This is a genomic window from Streptomyces sp. XY431 (genome assembly GCF_001279805.1).
Classification (GTDB): domain Bacteria; phylum Actinomycetota; class Actinomycetes; order Streptomycetales; family Streptomycetaceae; genus Kitasatospora; species Kitasatospora purpeofusca.
In genome coordinates this window covers 1-15022 of the sequence record NZ_LGDO01000335.1, presented here as the reverse complement: position 1 = coordinate 15022, position 15022 = coordinate 1, and the positions used below count along the sequence as shown (strand labels likewise).

Sequence of the window (15022 nt, the reverse complement as noted above, 5' to 3'; positions counted from 1 at the left end):
GATCAGACCACGCGCGGACGCTTGCGCCCGCGGTGCTGACGCCCGGTGACCTCCGGTCGGGCCGCGACCACCTGGATCCGCAGCTCCGCCGGCAGCTCCGGCAGCCCCAGACTGGCCCGCGCCCCGGTGCGCGGGCCGGTCTCGAAGTGCTCGGCGAGCGCGGCCGGATCACCGCCCGGCGTCATCCGCACGACCGCCCGCAACCGGGGGTGCCGACGCCCGCGCACCAGCCGGACGCCCACCCGCTCGACCTCCGGCAGGGTGACCGCGCCGCTCTCCACCGCCTCCTCCAGGGCCTTGGTGCGCAGCCGCAGCCGCAACCCGGCCACCCCGGGCGTCGGCAGCAGGACGGTCGTCGGGCCGCTGCGGCGCAGCTGCGCCAACAGCCACCAGCCGGTGCCCAGGACCACCAGCGAGAGGCCCCCGATCACCACCGGCCACCACCAGGACCGGTCCTCCCAGCGGGTGCGCGCGCGGTCGCCGAGCACCGGCCGGTCGGGCGAGGCCAGCGGCCACCGGGACGGCGGCTCCAGGCCGAGGCGCCGGTACAGGTCGAGCCCGCCGAGCAGCACCAGCAGCCCGGCCACCAGCAGCACCGCCCCGACCACCCCCAGCAGCAGCCGGTTGACCGCGATCCGGCTCACGCACCACCACCGCCCCGCGCCGGACCCTCCGGCCCGCCGCCCGCCGCCTTGCTGCTCTCCGCCGCGCTGCCCACCGCCGTGCTGCCCTCTGCCGTGCTGCCCTCGCGCACCGGCTCCTCCTCCGGTACCGGACCGGCTCCGGCCCGCCGCCGACCCGCCGTCCGCACGTCCAGCCGCAGCGGCCCGGCCAGGGTGACCGCCGCCAGCTCCGCGCGCAGCTGCCGCTGCACCGAGGCCGGATCGGCCGGTCCGACCAGCGCGATCCGCACCCGGCGCCGGTTGATCCGCACCTTGAGGTGCTCGACGCCCGGCAGCCCGGCCGCCCGGTCGGCCAGCAGGGCGGCCACACCGGACCGGTCGATGGCCGCCGCGGTGTCCCCGTGCGGGCGCAGCGGCAGCCAGCGGCCGAGGCCGGGGGCGAGCGCGAGCCACAGCAGCCAGCCGCCGAGCAGGGTGGCCGCCCCGGCGCCGAGCAGTACCGCGAGATCGTCCAGGTGGCGGGCGGCCAGCTCGTCGGCGAGGTCCGTGCGCCACTGCCGGGCCGGCTGCCCGGTCCGGACGGCCACCACGTCGTACAGCAGCGCCACGGCCAGGATCAGCAGCACGGTGGCCACCACGACGGCGGCCGTGGTGCGCGGCGCGCGCAGTCGGGGCACCTTCGGAGCCGGTTCGGCGGCCGGGTGCTCCGGGGCGTCCCCTGCCGGCGGCTCCCCGCCCCCGCCGCTCATGCCCGCCCCTCCGGGCCCTGACGGCCGGGTCGGCGCACGACGAGGTCCGCCCGCCGCACGGCGGGCCCGGTCATCCAGCAGCCGCCGTGGCAGGCCGGCCCGCCACCCGGCCCCGGCCGGCCCCGGCCCCAGCCCGGTCCGGTGCTGCCGCCGCAGTGGCCGCCACCGGTGGCCCAGACCTCCCGCCGGCCCACCCCGGCGCTCCGCCAGGTGCTCATCCCGCCACCTCCGGCACCAGGTGCTCGACCACCACGACGACCTCGGCCACCCGGGTGGCGGTCAGGGCGCGGACATCGGCGCTGATCCGGTCGCGGACGGCGCGGGCCAGGGCGGTGAGATCGGCGGGGAAGGGCAGGTCGACGGCAACCCGCACGGTGACCGGGGCGCTCGGCGCGGACGGGCCGGTCACCGAGACCGTGGGCGGTCCGCCACGCGCGGTCCGGCCCTGCCAGGCCTCGGCGAGCGCCTCCCGGGCGGCCCTGGCGGCGATCCGGGCGTAGACCCGGTCGGCGATCCGCAGCCGGCCGCGCGTGCCGGGCTCCCCGTGCGCGGGCGCGGGGACGAGGGCCGCCATCAACGGCGCCGGTCGCGACTGCGCAGCAGGTCGCCGAGCTCGCCGAGCTCGATGTCGCCCTCCAGCAGACGGCCGACCACGAATCCGACCACCCCCAGCGCGGCCACCAGCAGGAAGGCCGCGAACCCGCCGAAGTATCCGGCGAAGCCCAGGGCCATTCCCACCACCAGGCCGACGATGGCCAGGTTCATGCGTTCCACCTCGTCTTCCGCTGCGGGCTACTTCAGCTTGGGGCGCTGGCCGGAGGAGGCGGGCTCCTCTTCCTCCTCCACGACGTCGGGCTCGTCGGGCAGGTGGACGTCATTGACGGCGATGTTCACCTCGACGACCTCGAGACCGGTCATCCGCTCGACCGCGTCGATGATGTTCTCCCGCACCTGGCGGGCGAGTTCGGGGATGACGACGCCGTACTCGACGACCAGCGCGATGTCGATGGCGGTCTGCTTCTCCCCCACCTCGGCCTTGATGCCGCGCCCGATGCTGCTGCGCCCGCCGGGGACCCGGTCCCGCATCGCCCCGAAGGTGCGGGCGAGGCCGGAGCCGAGGGCGTGGATGCCGCTGACCTCGCGCGCGGCCATCCCGGCGATCTTCTCGACCACGCCGACGGCCAGCGCGGTGCGGCCGCGCTCGGCGATCACCGTCGCGCCGTCGGCGCCCGTCGAGGACGTGGCGGCACCGGCCGAGGGGTTCTTGTGCAGGGTGGCGGGTGTCGGAGTGTCAGGCATGGCTCATCTCCCGTTGTGCGGCTCCAGCTATATCGCAAATCGCTCCAACTCTGGCATTTCGCCACGGTTCCCGCCCCCGGAGCAGCCGGACGGCCGGACCGGCGGAGGGACGGGCGGACACCCACGAAAAGGCCCGGGCCCGTGGGATTTCCCACGGGCCCGGGCCTTCAAGCAGTTGTTTGCAAAGTCCTGCCGGGTCCGAGGTGACTTTGCAAAGTCACCCGGGCACACGGCCACCCGGGCGGGTGTTCGGCCGCCCGGCGGGAACCGCGGTCAGTCGCCGAGGCCGGCCAGGTCGCGCAGCCGGCGGGCCTGCGCCGCCCGTTCGGCCGAGCGCTGCTCGTCGTAGGAGCGGCCGGCGGCGCCCTGGAGCAGGGCCTTGGTCTCGATGACCGCGTTGCGCGGCGCGGCGAGCAGGGCGGCGGCGAGGTCGCGGGCAGCGGCGTCCAGCTCGGCGGCCGGGACGGCGAGGTTGGCCAGGCCGATCGCGGCGGCCTCGGCCGCGCCGACCCAGCGGCCGGTGGCGCAGATCTCCAGCGCCCGGGCGTAACCGACCAGGTCGGTCAGCGGCTTGGTGCCGCCGAGGTCGGGGACGAGGCCGAGCGAGGTCTCCTTCATGGAGAACTGGACGTCCTCGGCGACCACCCGCAGGTCGCAGCCGAGGGCGAGCTGGAAGCCCGCGCCGACGGCGTGGCCCTGGACGGCGGCGAGGGTTACCAGGTCGGGGCGCCGCCACCAGGTGAAGGCCTCCTGGTAGCCGGCGATGGTCGCGTCGAGCTCCTTGTCCTCGGCGGCGGCCAGCTGGAGGAAGCTGGGCTCGCCGGGGATGCCCTCGGGGCTGAACATCGCGCGGTCCAGGCCGGCGGAGAAGGAGACGCCCTCGGCACGGAGCAGCACCACCCGGACGTTCCCGGGCAGCTCGCGGCCGACGGCGGCGAGGGCGCGCCACATCGCGGGGGACTGCGCGTTGCGCCGCGCGGGCTGACAGAGGGTGACGACGGCGAGGTCGCCGTCGAGCTCCAGGCGAACGCCGTCCTGCTCCCGGCTCGGGGTCTGCGGATCGGTGGCGGGAGCGGTCATGCGGGGACCTCCGGTGGCGAGGGTGCTTGGCTACCGGAGAGTAACAAAACTGACGGCGCAGCGGCAGGGGCCCACCGACGATCGTCGTGCTGCGGTCCGCGACCGGGTCACGGCCGGGCCGCGACATGACGATCGGCGGCCGGTTCGCTCTGGCCGGGGGCGGGCGATCGACGGTCGCCTTCCCGGTCGGCGCCCTGCCGCCGAGTCATCTGTCCGATGAAGTGACGGGGCGTCAGGAACCGGCCCCGGCTGCGGCTTTGTTCTTGCCCCGCGTAGCACCGCCGCGGCCCCGGAGGATCACTCCGGATTCGCTCAGCATTCGGTGCACGAAGCCGTACGAGCGACCGGTCTCCTCCGCGAGGGCACGAATGCTCGCCCCGGAGTCGTACTTCTTCTTGAGATCGGCCGCGAGCTTCTCACGCGCGGCACCGGTTACCCGGCTGCCCTTTTTCAGAGTCTCGGCCACCCGTGCCTCCTCGTAGCGTTGCTCGGTCAGATTCCCATGATCACCCATCCACCGCGTCCTGGCCACCCATTCGACAAGGTCCATGTCTGGAATGGGCGGTCCTGCGGTGGTGATCCGAGCGCACAAGGGCGCTCACGCTGAGTGCACGCCCCCGGAGGTCTACCGCCGTTCGGTGCGAATGGGCTGATCAGCAGCGTGGGCCCGACCACGATCGAGTGGTGGGCTGACGGAAGCTCCTCAAACGGAATGCGCGACCCCTTCATTCCCGGACACGCCGGAAGGAGTAGTTTTTCTGGCGCAGAAAGTGGAGTGAGCGTCTACCGCCGGCCGGACGGGAACACGAAGGCCCGGTCGTCCGTACGGACGACCGGGCCCTGACGTGGCGGAATCAGGCCAGCGTGACCAGGTCGGCGTAGGCCGGGCTCCAGAGGTCCTCGACGCCGTCGGGGAGCAGGATGATCCGCTCCGGCTGGAGCGCGTCGACCGCGCCCTCGTCGTGGGTGACCAGCACGACTGCGCCGCTGAACTCGCGCAGCGCGCCGAGGATCTCCTCGCGGCTGGCCGGGTCCAGGTTGTTGGTCGGCTCGTCGAGCAGCAGCACGTTGGCGCTGGAGACCACCAGCGAGGCCAGCGCGAGCCGGGTCTTCTCGCCGCCGGAGAGCACCCCGGCCGGCTTGTCGACGTCGTCGCCGGAGAACAGGAACGAGCCGAGGATCTTGCGGATCTGCACCAGGTCGGTGTCCGGTGCCGAGGAGCGCATGTTCTCCAGCACCGTGCGCTCCGGGTCCAGGGTCTCGTGCTCCTGGGCGTAGTAGCCGATCTTCAGGCCGTGGCCCGGGATCACCTCGCCGGTGTCCGGCTTCTCCACCCCGGCGAGCATCCGCAGCAGGGTGGTCTTGCCGGCGCCGTTGAAGCCCAGCACGACGACCCGGGAGCCCCGGTCGATGGCCAGGTCGACGTCGGTGAAGATCTCCAGCGAGCCGTAGGACTTGGACAGCCCGCTGGCGGTCAGCGGGGTCTTGCCGCACGGGGCCGGGTCCGGGAAGCGCAGCTTGGCGACCTTGTCGTTCATCCGGACCTGCTCCAGGCCGGAGAGCAGCTTGTCGGCGCGGCGGGCCATGTTCTGCGCGGCGACGGTCTTGGTGGCCTTGGCGCGCATCTTGTCGGCCTGCGCGTTCAGGGTCGCGGCCTTCTTCTCGGCGTTGGCCCGCTCGCGCTTGCGGCGCTTCTCGTCGTCCTCGCGCTGCTGCTGGTACTGCTTCCAGCCCATGTTGTAGACGTCGATCGCGGAGCGGTTGGCATCCAGGTAGAACACCTTGTTGACGACCGTCTCGACCAGGTCGACATCGTGCGAGATGACGATGAAGCCGCCCTTGTAGGTCTTCAGGAAGTCCCGCAGCCAGACGATCGAGTCGGCGTCGAGGTGGTTGGTGGGCTCGTCGAGGAGCAGCACGTCCGAGTCGGAGAACAGGATCCGGGCGAGCTCGACGCGGCGGCGCTGGCCACCGGAGAGGGTGTGCAGCGGCTGGTTGAGGATGCGGTCCGGCAGGCCCAGCGCGGCCGCGATCGTCGCGGCCTCGGCCTCGGCCGCGTATCCGCCCTTGGTGAGGAACTCGGTCTCCAGGCGCGCGTACTTCTTCATCGCGTTCTCCTGGGTGGCGCCCTTGCCGTTCGCCATCCGGTCCTCGTTCTCGCGCATCTTCTTCAGCACGGTGTCGAGGCCGCGGGCGGAGAGGATGCGGTCCTTGGCCAGGACGTCGAGGTCGCCGGTGCGCGGGTCCTGCGGCAGGTAGCCGACCTCGCCGGAGCGGATCACGCTGCCGGCCGCGGGGATGCCCTCGCCGGCCAGCACCTTGGTCAGCGTGGTCTTGCCGGCGCCGTTGCGCCCGACCAGGCCGATCCGGTCGCCGGCGGCGACCTTGAAGTTCGCGGACTCGATCAGGATCCGGGCGCCGGCGCGCAGTTCGAGGCCGTTGACGGAAATCATGGCTGGGCACTACTCCTGGGACGTGGGCGGGCGACCGGACGGACTCGGGCCGGGGCGGCGGGAAGGGGCGTCGTCGACGGGGTTCGGCGGACCGCTCGGGGCGGTGCCGCGCACCCGCTAGTGCCCGGAGAGAACAGCCATGACGGCAAGTCTACCGGGCCGCGCGCGCGGCCCCGGAGGAGCTACCCGCCCGGGGTACCGGGCGGGCCCCGGCCGGACGGCCCGGGGGCCGGACGGCGGCGGCTACCGGGCCTGCGGGCTGTCCGCGTCCGGCGCCGCGCAGCCGCCCGCCGGGGGGACGGCGGCGAACGGCTCGGCCGCGCTGCCGCAGGCGGCCTCGGGGGCGGCGGCCCAGGTGTCGAAGACCCGCGGGGTGACGATCGGCCCGTCCGAGATCAGCACCCGGCGCCCGTCCAGCGCCTTCATCGAGACGCCGGGGCCGGAGTTCAGCTGCCAGCCGGTGCTGTCCAGCCGGTAGCCGGAGATGCCGCCGGAGACCTGCTGCCCGGTGCTGTTGGCGCAGCTGCGCGGGACCAGTACCGCGTAGTCGGTGGCGACCGTGCGCTCCGGGTCGTAGACGCAGTTGCCGGCGGGCTTGGAGTTGTAGCGCAGGTCGCCGTCGGCGTCCCGGAAGCCCATGGTCAGCTGGGGCGTGACCACCGCCACCCAGGGGGTGGACTGCTGGACGGTGCGCAGCGCGGCCGAGGCCCGCTCGGTCGCCTGCTGCTTGCGCTGCTCCTCGGTGCGCTTGTCGGCGCCGGGCTCGCCCGCGGCGCGCAGCCAGTCCGCGAGGCCGGGTACCGCGCGGTGCCAGCGGACCTGCTGGTCGCCGGGGCGCACCGAGGTGACCAGGCCGTCGTCCCAGACCACTACGGCGTTCTCGCCGGCCATCGACAGGTAGAGCGCGGTGGCGCCCTCCCGCTGGTAGGACCAGGCGTGCTCGCCGGTGGCCCGGTGGTAGGCCTCCAGGCCGGGGCCGACCCGCAGGTCGAGGTCGGCGGCGGCGAGGGTCGCGGTGGGGTCGGCGCTCGGGTCGGCGGCGCTCCGCGCGGCCACCCGGTCGCCGAACGGGACCGGCTTGTTGGCGTGCGCGGCGGCGCCCGCCACAAGGACCAGCAGTACCGCCAGGGCAGGCAGGATCGATCGGGGGCTGAGGGCGCGCGACTTCCAGGACACGGGCGGAGCGTACCTTTCGGCGCCCGCGCGAGTCAGCCGCGATTCGCCGTACCGCCGAACGGCGCAGTCCCTCGTGGCGGCCGGGCGGGGTTGTCCCGTACCCGCCCGGCGACCTGCGCCGTCGGGCCCGGCGGGGCCCGGGCGGGGCCTCGCGGTAGGGCTCCCGGGGCCGTCAGGACTGTTACGGAGGTGATACACGGCACACCGCCGGACGGCGTTCGAATATCGCCCACTTTAGGGTGACATTCGGCTTTTCCCCGGCCGGGCGGCCCTACTGTCGGCAATCGGGACACCACTGTGCGTGCCCTGCCCGCCTCCGCCCAGCCTGCTCCGCCCCGCGCGTGGCACCGTCCGGGGAAACGCCCGAGGAGAGACCATGCGATTCGGCCGCCTGGCGCTGGCCGCCGCCACCCTGCTGCTGCTCACCACGGCCGGCGTTCCCGCCGGGACGCCGCTGAGCCAGACCGAGCGGCACGCCCTCTCCTCCGACGGGATCTCGCCGCGCGGGGCCGCGCCCCGTCCGGTGGTGCAGCGGCCGCCGCACGAGCCGCCGTTCGGGGCCTTCGTCGGCTCCTGGGACAGGTACATCCCGCAGATCGGGCGGTACTCGCAGTGGCTGGGCAACGCGAACCTCCAGGTCGGGCACACCTATCTGGCGGGCAACGGCTGGGCGGACATCGAGGGCGAGCCGGCGGTGCTCGGCATGTGGTCGCAGTGGCGGCTGGCGGACCCGTCCCGGATGCTGATCCTCGGTGTGCCGATGCTGGTGCCGAACGAGGCCGATGTGCCGGACGGCGAGGTGGCCCGGCTGCTGGCCCAGGGTGCGCGCGGCGACTTCGACCGGCACTTCCTGAAGCTGGCCCGGCGGCTGGTGGCACTCGGCGGTGCGGACACCGTGCTCACCCTCGGCTGGGAGATGAACGGCGTCACCTACACCCACCGCTGCAAGCCCGATCCGGCCGCCTGGAAGACCTACTGGCGGCGGATCGTCACGGTGATGCGCTCGGTGCCGGGGCAGCACTTCCGCTTCGACTTCACGCCGAACCGGGGGCTGGACGCGATCCCGTGGACGAAGTGCTACCCCGGGGACGACGTGGTCGACATCCTGGGCATGGACAGCTACGACCAGCCGGCCGGCGGCACCTTCGACGACTACGTGCGCGAGCCGTACGGGCTGCAGGACCAGGTGGAGTTCGCGGCCAAGCGCGGCAAGCCGGTCTCGTACCCGGAGTGGGGGCTGTTCCGGAACGGGGACAACCCGGAGTTCGTGCAGCGGATGGTCGAGTGGATCCGCACCCACGACACGGCCTACCAGACCGTCACCGACTACTGCCCGCACGGGTTCTGGCAGTGCGACCGGAACCCGCGGGCCGGTGCCCGGTTCAAGCAGTTGATGACGGGCTCCAAGGGGGCCCCGGCCGCGCCGACGCCGCCGACACCGCCCTCGGCCCCGGTCGCGCCGGTGGCGCCGAGCGTTCCGGCGCAGCCGACGCCGCCCGGTGCGCCGACCGCGCCGGCCTCCCCGGCCGCCACTCCGACGGCGCCGCCGAGCCCCGGGGGGCCGGGCGAGCCGTCGCCGTCGGCGGCCCCGACGGCCCCGACGGCCCCGGCAAGTCCGACCGCCCCGGCGTCGCCGGAGGCGCCGTCCGCGGTGCCCTCCCCCGCCCCGACCGCCCGGCCCGGGTGGCACTGGTGGCCCTGGTGGTAGCGGGGCGGGCGGTCAGCTGCGGCGGCGGGCGGCCAGCGCCTCCTTGAGCCGCGGCATCCGGGTGGTGAGCAGGTGGACCGTCGCCCGCCGGGCGCGGACCGCGCCGCCCCGGGCCGCGGCCGCCGGGGCCGGACCGCGTGGGCCGAACAGCAGCCGCTGGTTCGGCAGTCGGTCCGGGCGCCAGCGCTGCTTGTACGCCTCCTGGCCGCGCAGCAGGCTTATCACCGGGATCCCCGCCGCCAGCGTCTCGTCCAGCGCGGCGCCGAACAGCAGGCCGGCGATGTCCAGCCGCTCCCGCAGCCGGGGGTGCGCGCCGTACAGGTAGAGGCCGCTGTAGGAGGGGCAGAGCAGCACCAGGTTGACCGCCAGCAGCTCGCCGTCCAGCCAGAACCGGTGCACGGCCGCGCCGCCGGAGGCGACCAGCGCCGCGGTGGACTCGGCGAGGTGCCGGGAGAACCGCTCGGTGCGGTGCTCCGGCGTCACCCCGCGCTCCTCCCACTGGACGAAGTGCAGCCGCAGCAGCGCCTCCAGCGCCTCCGGGACCTCCTCCGGAGTGGTCGACCGCACCTCGACGCCGGATTCGGCGATCTTGCGCTGCTTGACCCGGCTGCGCTGGGCGGTCTTCCCCGGCAGCCGCTTGAGGAGTTGGTCCATCGGGACTGCGGGCAGGTACTGGCAGAGCGAGTCGGCGAAGCGGTGGCGCCGGCCGCGCCACTGCTCGAAGACCCGCTGGACGGCCGCCTCCGGGTGGACCTCGCGCAGTTCCAGGCTGTGCCAGGGGCGGGTGAGCGGGAGGGCCGCGGCGAACTCGGCTGCGGCCCGGTCGGCGCAGGCGTCGTCGAGCAGGATGTCGGTGAAGTCGATCAGTCCGGCGCCGAGGCCGGTCAGTCCGCCGAGCGGGCCGCCGCGCCGGCGGAACGCGCCCGCGCCGACGAGCAGGCCCTCGCGGCGCACCAGCAGCACCACGAGGGCGCCGGGGCGGCCGTAGTGGCGCCACCAGGAGCGCTGCCAGACCGAGGTCTGGAAGGCGGTGGCGGTACGGCAGCGGGCGGCCAGGTCGTCCCACTCCTCGGCGAGGGCGTCGAGGGCGTCGTCCTCGCGGCGCAGCTCGGTGGTCCAGCGGGGCGAGCGGGCCTGGGCGGGGAGGCCCGCGGTGGGGGTGACGGCCTCGGTGCTCATCGTCCGCCCCCTGCCGTCGCGTCGGCCCGTGCGTCGGACCGTGCCCCGTTCCTGGCTCCCGCCTTCGCCGGTTCGGGCTTCGCGGTGTCGGACTTGGCGGTGTCGGGCTTCGCGGCCTCGGACTTGGCGGACCCGGACTTCACCACCTCGGCCTTCGCCGGCCCGGCCGGGTCGACGGGGTCGGGGTCCGGTTCGGCGGCGCGCGGGCGCGGGGTGGTCGCCGGCCCGGCCGCGGCGGGCGCCTCCTCGGCGGGGGCCCCGGTGCCCCGGCGGCGGGTCATCATCACCAGCGCGCCGATCAGCACCCCGGCCGCGCCGCCGACCGCGACGTCCAGCTTGCCGGAGGGCGTGGTCGGCCGGTCGGGCTCGGCGGCGCCCGCCAGCGGGACCAGGCGGACGCCGGTCTCCTTGCTGCTGCCGTTGGCGAACGCCACCAGCGAGCGGGCCACCGCGTCCGCCGCCCGGACGGCCTCCCCGGGCTCGGCGCCGGTGCCGGTGATCTCGATCATCGGGGCGTCCGGCGAGGTGGTGCCGTGCACCAGGGCCTCCAGCTCGCCGCGGCTGTGCCCGCTCTCGGCGGCGGCCGCCGCGAGCACCTGCGGCTGGCCGGCCAGCCGCCCGTACGCCTGGGCGAAGTTGACCGCGGTGGCGGCCTGGCCCTGGGCGTCGGGCACCACGATCACATAGGAGTTGGCGGCGTACGAGGGGTGGGCGACGACGGCGTACCCGGCGCCGGCGGCGGCGCCCAGCGGCACCGCGAGGGCCATCGGCCACCATCGGCCGACGAGCCGACGGGCGCTACGGCGCGATTCGCTCATGGGGACTCCTTGGCTATGAGGGCCGCCCGGCCGGCGGCCCGGTGTCTGCGGGGGTGCTGCCGGCTCAAGCCCGGGCCAGCCGGTCGTAGAGCGCACCGAGGTCGGCGGCGACCCGGACGATGTCGTAGTGGCCGACCGCGGGCGGCCTGGGCAGCGGGTCGGTGCCGAGGTCGTCGAGGTGGCGCAGGTCGCGCAGCGCGGCCGTGTAGGCGGCCGCCTCGGAGGGGATCCGGCGGGCCTGCGGGGCGGCGCTGGGCGGCAGTTCGTCCAGGGCCGGGCAGGCGCTGTGGCGCACCGGCAGGCCGGCCGCGAGCCCCTCCAGCACACCGAGGCCGAAGGTCTCCTCGGTGGAGGGGGCGGCGAGCACGTCCAGCGCGGTGAGCAGTTCTGGGACGTCGTCGCGTTCGCCGGTCAGCACCAGGCGGTCGCGGACGCCGAGTTCGTCGGCCCGGCGCTCCAGGGCGGCGCGTTCGGGGCCTTCGCCGATCAGCACCAGCCGGGCCGCGCCGTCCAGTCCGGCGAGCGCTTCCAGCAGGACGGCGAAGCGCTTGCCGGGGACGAGCCGGCCGATCCCGCCGATCACCCAACTGTCCTGCGGCAGGCCGAGTTCGGCGCGCAGCCGGGCGCGGGTGCCGGCCCGGTCGGCGGGCGGGTGGTGGTAGCGGGCGGCGTCGATGCCGTTCGGGATCAGTTCGACCCTGGCCGGTGGTACGCCCCAGGCGTGCAGGGTCTGGGCGACCTGCCGGGACACCGCGACGGTGGTGGTGCCGAGGCGTTCGGCGGCCAGGTAGAGGCCCTTGACGCCGCGGGTGACCGGGCGGCCCTCGATCACTCCGGCGTGCAGCGAGTGCTCGGTGGCGACCACGGCCCGGACGCCGGCCAGCCGGGCGGCGAGCCGTCCGTAGAGTCCGGCCCGGTAGAGGTGGGTGTGCACCACGTCGTAGCGGCCGGCCCGGACGAGGCTGGCCAGCCGGGGCAGTGCGCCGAGGTCCCGGTTGCCGCGCATGCCGAGGTGGTGGACGGTGACGCCGTCGGCGCGCAGCGCGGTGGCCACGGTGCCGGGGTTGGTCAGGGCGAGGACCTCGCACTGCTGGTGGGCCGGCAGGTGGCGGAGCAGCAGGTGGAGCTGGCGTTCGGCGCCGCCGGAGGCGAGGCCGGTGACGATGTGCAGGATCCTCACGGCACCCTCCGGAGGTGCCCGGCGCGGGTGGCGAGGCGGTGGCGGCGGAGTTCGGTGACGGTGTCGCGCAGGCGGTGGCGGCCGCGTTTGGCCCGCAGCCGCCAGGCGCCGTCGCGGTCGCCGACGTAGCAGCGGGGCAGCGCGTACCGGCCGGTGAGCGGGGAGTGCGCGATGGCGCAGGCGTAGTCGTAGCCGGCGTCGCGGACGGCCAGGGTGGCGGCGAGGTCGACGGCGCCGTAGGGGTAGCAGAAGCCGGTGACGGGGCCGCCGACGACCTCCTCCAGGAGCCGCCGGCTGTCCCGGGTCTGGGCGGCCAGTACCTCGGCGGGCAGTCCGGGCAGGGCCTGGTGGCCGAGGCCGTGCGAGCCGATCTCCCAGCCGGCGGCGGCGAGGTCGGTGACCTCCTGCACGGTGAGCAGGGTCTTCCGGGGGCCTTCGGTGTCCCAGTCGTTGGCGCGGCCGAGCAGGTCGGCGACGACGTAGGCGGTGGCGGTGAAGCCGTAGGCCTGGAGGATCGGTACGGCGTGGCGGGCGAAGTCCGCGTAGCCGTCGTCGAAGCTCAGCCCGACCAGCCGGTCGGCCCGTCCGGCCGCCCGGGCCCGCATCAGTTCGCGGACCGAGACGCCGCGCTTGCCGCGCCGGTGCAGCCAGGCGATCTGCTCGGCGAACCGTTCGGGGCTGACGGTGAGCCGGTACGGGTCCTCCTTCTCGACGGCCACCGAGTGGTACATCAGGATCCACGGCGAGGTGGTCCCGGTGGCGGGGAGGTCGGCGAGCGGGCGCCGGCTCCTGGGCAGCCGGGCCGGTGGTCGACGGGTGCCGGGGTGCGGCGGGTCGGTGCGCGGGGCTTCGGTGAGCGGCCCAGCGGCGCGCGGGGCTTCGGTGTGCGGCGCGTCGGTGCGCCGGCCGCCGGCCGTCGGCGCGGCCGGGCGGCGTACGCCCGGCGGGGCCGACCGGACGGTTCCCCGTTCAGCGTCCATGAGGAGGGTTCCCTTCATCGGCGACAGGTGACGGGTCGGGGACCGGTCCCAGGACCCGGACGGCGGCGCGGACCGGGCCGCGCACCTCGTGGGCGCCGAGACCGGTGCCCAGGGCGGCGAAGGCCAGCGCGACGGTGAGGCCGCCGAGGACGGTGGAGAGCAGCGGGTCGGCGGTGAGGCCGGCCACCGGCATGCCGAGGGCGGCGGCGCCCGCCGCGGCGGCGAGCAGCCGGGCCTGGCCGCCGAGGACCCGTCGCAGGCGCAGCGGGATGCCGCGCAGGACGAGGCCGCGCAGCAGCAGCGCGGCGGCGGCGGTGATGCCGGCCGCGTTGCCGGCGGCGAGGCCGAGGGCGCCGAAGCGGGGGGTGGCGAGCAGTCCGACGGTGACGGTGACGACGAGGCCGATGGCCATCGCGGCGGCCGGGTACCAGTCGAGCAGTCGGCGGCCGCCGTCCTCGGGGCTGGGGTCGCCGGCCCGGCGGACCGCCGGGCGCAGCGAGAAGTAGGGGCGGATCATCACGCCGATCAGTGCCTGGGCGAGCAGGCCGAAGCTGTAGACCCGGATGACGGCGGCGGTGGCGGCGGTGTCCCGGGGGCCGAAGGCGCCGCGTTCGAAGAGCAGGGCGACCACGGAGGGGGCGCAGGCCATCAGGAAGGCGGTGCCGAGGAGGACGACGGCCGCCGCCTGGCCGAGGTCCTTCTCGACCCGGTCGCGGGCGGCGGTGAGGTCTCCGGCGGCGAGGGCCCGGGCGACCAGGGGGAAGGTGACGGTGCAGATCAGGATGCCGGCGGTCATGGCGAGCTGGGAGACCTTGGCGGCGTAGTTGAGGTGGGAGATGGTGCCGGGCGGCAGTCCCGAGCCGAGGTAGCGCTCGATGAAGACCTGGGCCTGGCGGGTGAGGGTGAACGCGCCGACGGGGAGCAGGGCGAGCGGGATCAGGACCAGGGCGTTGCGGGAGCGGCGGCCGCGGGCGGCGCGGCCGGGGCCGGTGCGCAGGGCGCGCAGGAAGGGGCCGATCAGCAGGCCGGCCATGAGGAGGCTGCCGAGGGCGACGCCGATCGCGGCGGAGCGCACGCCCCACAGGGCGTGGCAGCTGAGCAGGACGACCAGGATGCCGAGGTTGTAGGCGACGTAGATGCCGGCCGGGGCGGTGAAGCGGTGGTGGGCGCGCAGGGCGGCGGCGAGGTAGCCGGCGACGCCGAACGGCAGCACGGTGATCGCGGTGATCCGGGTGCAGGTGACGGCGAGTCGGGGGTCGGCGAGGCCGGGGGCGAGCAGGTCGACGAGTTGGGGGGCGCCGAGGGCGGCGCCGAGGGAGAGGGTGGTGAGGGCGAGGAGCAGCCAGGGCAGGGTGGCCCGGACGACCTGGCGGACGGGGTCGGGGCCGTCGGGGCGTTCCTCGCGGAGGACCAGGGCGAGGGCGAAGGCGGGCACCATGAGGAAGGACATGGCGTCCTCGATCAGCAGGGGTGCGGCGGTCTCGGGGACGGTCCAGGCGACCAGGAAGGCGTCGGTGCCCTGGTTGGCGCCGAAGTAGCGGGCGAGCAGGAGGTCGCGCAGCAGTCCGAGGGCGGAGCCGGCGGCGCTGAGGACGGCGGTGACGCCGAAGGCCCTGGCGAGGAAGCGGCCGCGCGGGGCGGCGGCCGGTCCCGGTCCGGGCGGGGCGGGGGGGGGGGCCGGCAGGGGGGGGGGCACGGCCGGCGGTTGGGCCGGCGGTATGGGGGGCCCGGGGGGGGGGGGGCCGGGGGGGGGGGGGGGCCGGGGGGGGTGGGGGGC

16 protein-coding genes are annotated in these 15022 nt (G+C 75.5%); 1 reads left to right on the top strand and 15 read right to left on the bottom strand.

Translation table 11 applies throughout. The features are described from left to right. Positions 1-2: 2 nt before the first annotated feature. From ADK60_RS25015 to ADK60_RS24970, 10 genes are all read right to left on the bottom strand, one after another. The gene (locus ADK60_RS25015; RefSeq protein WP_053649048.1) at positions 3-644 is read right to left on the bottom strand and encodes a hypothetical protein; all 642 of its coding nucleotides are present in this window, start codon (positions 642-644) and stop codon (positions 3-5) included. Beyond that, the gene (locus ADK60_RS25010; protein ID WP_053649047.1) at positions 641-1372 is read right to left on the bottom strand and encodes a DUF6286 domain-containing protein; all 732 of its coding nucleotides are present in this window, start codon (positions 1370-1372) and stop codon (positions 641-643) included. The genes ADK60_RS25015 and ADK60_RS25010 overlap by 4 nt, the downstream gene beginning before the upstream one ends. Continuing rightward, the gene (locus tag ADK60_RS25005; RefSeq protein WP_053649045.1) at positions 1369-1590 is read right to left on the bottom strand and encodes a hypothetical protein; all 222 of its coding nucleotides are present in this window, start codon (positions 1588-1590) and stop codon (positions 1369-1371) included. The genes ADK60_RS25010 and ADK60_RS25005 overlap by 4 nt, the downstream gene beginning before the upstream one ends. Continuing rightward, positions 1587-1946 carry a hypothetical protein gene (locus ADK60_RS25000; RefSeq protein WP_045940045.1) on the bottom strand — a complete coding sequence of 120 codons (360 nt, stop codon included), beginning with the start codon at positions 1944-1946 and terminating at the stop codon, positions 1587-1589. Before ADK60_RS25000 ends, ADK60_RS25005 begins: the two co-directional genes overlap by 4 nt. Beyond that, the gene (locus tag ADK60_RS24995) at positions 1946-2137 is read right to left on the bottom strand and encodes a hypothetical protein (protein ID WP_030398276.1); all 192 of its coding nucleotides are present in this window, start codon (positions 2135-2137) and stop codon (positions 1946-1948) included. The genes ADK60_RS25000 and ADK60_RS24995 overlap by 1 nt, the downstream gene beginning before the upstream one ends. A gap of 27 nt (positions 2138-2164) precedes the next feature. After that, positions 2165-2671 carry an Asp23/Gls24 family envelope stress response protein gene (locus ADK60_RS24990; protein WP_045940044.1) on the bottom strand — a complete coding sequence of 169 codons (507 nt, stop codon included), beginning with the start codon at positions 2669-2671 and terminating at the stop codon, positions 2165-2167. A gap of 273 nt (positions 2672-2944) precedes the next feature. Then, complete coding sequence (locus ADK60_RS24985; protein ID WP_045940043.1) at positions 2945-3751, bottom strand: enoyl-CoA hydratase/isomerase family protein; 807 nt, start codon at positions 3749-3751, stop codon at positions 2945-2947. Positions 3752-3983: 232 nt separating this feature from the next. Next, positions 3984-4217: a helix-turn-helix domain-containing protein gene (locus ADK60_RS24980; RefSeq protein ID WP_030398279.1), complete on the bottom strand. Its 234-nt coding sequence runs from the start codon at positions 4215-4217 to the stop codon at positions 3984-3986. Positions 4218-4605: 388 nt separating this feature from the next. Beyond that, a complete protein-coding gene (locus ADK60_RS24975) occupies positions 4606-6204 on the bottom strand; it encodes an ABC-F family ATP-binding cassette domain-containing protein (RefSeq protein WP_053649041.1) in 1599 nt (532 codons plus the stop codon). A 243-nt stretch (positions 6205-6447) separates the two neighbouring features. Further along, a complete protein-coding gene (locus ADK60_RS24970; RefSeq protein ID WP_053649039.1) occupies positions 6448-7380 on the bottom strand; it encodes a hypothetical protein in 933 nt (310 codons plus the stop codon). Positions 7381-7756: 376 nt separating this feature from the next. Here ADK60_RS24970 and ADK60_RS24965 point away from each other — a divergent pair, with 376 nt between their 5' ends. Then, the gene (locus ADK60_RS24965) at positions 7757-9088 is read left to right on the top strand and encodes a glycoside hydrolase family 26 protein (protein ID WP_107094710.1); all 1332 of its coding nucleotides are present in this window, start codon (positions 7757-7759) and stop codon (positions 9086-9088) included. Between the two features lie 12 nt (positions 9089-9100). Here the strand turns inward: ADK60_RS24965 and ADK60_RS24960 are convergent, their stop codons facing one another. From ADK60_RS24960 to ADK60_RS24940, 5 genes are all read right to left on the bottom strand, one after another. Next, the gene (locus ADK60_RS24960; RefSeq protein WP_053649037.1) at positions 9101-10267 is read right to left on the bottom strand and encodes a GNAT family N-acetyltransferase; all 1167 of its coding nucleotides are present in this window, start codon (positions 10265-10267) and stop codon (positions 9101-9103) included. Continuing rightward, positions 10264-11085 carry a YveK family protein gene (locus ADK60_RS24955; RefSeq protein WP_159400572.1) on the bottom strand — a complete coding sequence of 274 codons (822 nt, stop codon included), beginning with the start codon at positions 11083-11085 and terminating at the stop codon, positions 10264-10266. Before ADK60_RS24955 ends, ADK60_RS24960 begins: the two co-directional genes overlap by 4 nt. 64 nt (positions 11086-11149) lie before the next feature. Continuing rightward, a complete protein-coding gene (locus tag ADK60_RS24950) occupies positions 11150-12265 on the bottom strand; it encodes a glycosyltransferase (protein WP_053649033.1) in 1116 nt (371 codons plus the stop codon). Next, the gene (locus tag ADK60_RS24945) at positions 12262-13245 is read right to left on the bottom strand and encodes a polysaccharide deacetylase family protein (protein ID WP_079008674.1); all 984 of its coding nucleotides are present in this window, start codon (positions 13243-13245) and stop codon (positions 12262-12264) included. Before ADK60_RS24945 ends, ADK60_RS24950 begins: the two co-directional genes overlap by 4 nt. Then, entirely contained in the window at positions 13235-14941 is a 1707-nt protein-coding gene (locus ADK60_RS24940) for a lipid II flippase MurJ (RefSeq protein WP_107094709.1), read from the bottom strand. Before ADK60_RS24940 ends, ADK60_RS24945 begins: the two co-directional genes overlap by 11 nt. Between the last annotated feature and the right edge of the window lie 81 nt (positions 14942-15022).

Bases quoted from the DNA above. Each gene is read 5' to 3' on its own strand.
- ADK60_RS25010 (WP_053649047.1), bottom strand. From the start codon at position 1,372: ATGAGCGGCGGGGGCGGGGAGCCGCCGGCAGGGGACGCCCCGGAGCAC.
- ADK60_RS25005 (WP_053649045.1), bottom strand. From the start codon at position 1,590: ATGAGCACCTGGCGGAGCGCCGGGGTGGGCCGGCGGGAGGTCTGGGCC.
- ADK60_RS25000 (WP_045940045.1), bottom strand. From the start codon at position 1,946: ATGGCGGCCCTCGTCCCCGCGCCCGCGCACGGGGAGCCCGGCACGCGC.
- ADK60_RS24995 (WP_030398276.1), bottom strand. From the start codon at position 2,137: ATGAACCTGGCCATCGTCGGCCTGGTGGTGGGAATGGCCCTGGGCTTC.
- ADK60_RS24990 (WP_045940044.1), bottom strand. From the start codon at position 2,671: ATGCCTGACACTCCGACACCCGCCACCCTGCACAAGAACCCCTCGGCC.
- ADK60_RS24985 (WP_045940043.1), bottom strand. From the start codon at position 3,751: ATGACCGCTCCCGCCACCGATCCGCAGACCCCGAGCCGGGAGCAGGAC.
- ADK60_RS24975 (WP_053649041.1), bottom strand. From the start codon at position 6,204: ATGATTTCCGTCAACGGCCTCGAACTGCGCGCCGGCGCCCGGATCCTG.
- ADK60_RS24965 (WP_107094710.1), top strand. From the start codon at position 7,757: ATGCGATTCGGCCGCCTGGCGCTGGCCGCCGCCACCCTGCTGCTGCTC.
- ADK60_RS24960 (WP_053649037.1), bottom strand. From the start codon at position 10,267: ATGAGCACCGAGGCCGTCACCCCCACCGCGGGCCTCCCCGCCCAGGCC.
- ADK60_RS24955 (WP_159400572.1), bottom strand. From the start codon at position 11,085: ATGAGCGAATCGCGCCGTAGCGCCCGTCGGCTCGTCGGCCGATGGTGG.
- ADK60_RS24945 (WP_079008674.1), bottom strand. From the start codon at position 13,245: ATGGACGCTGAACGGGGAACCGTCCGGTCGGCCCCGCCGGGCGTACGC.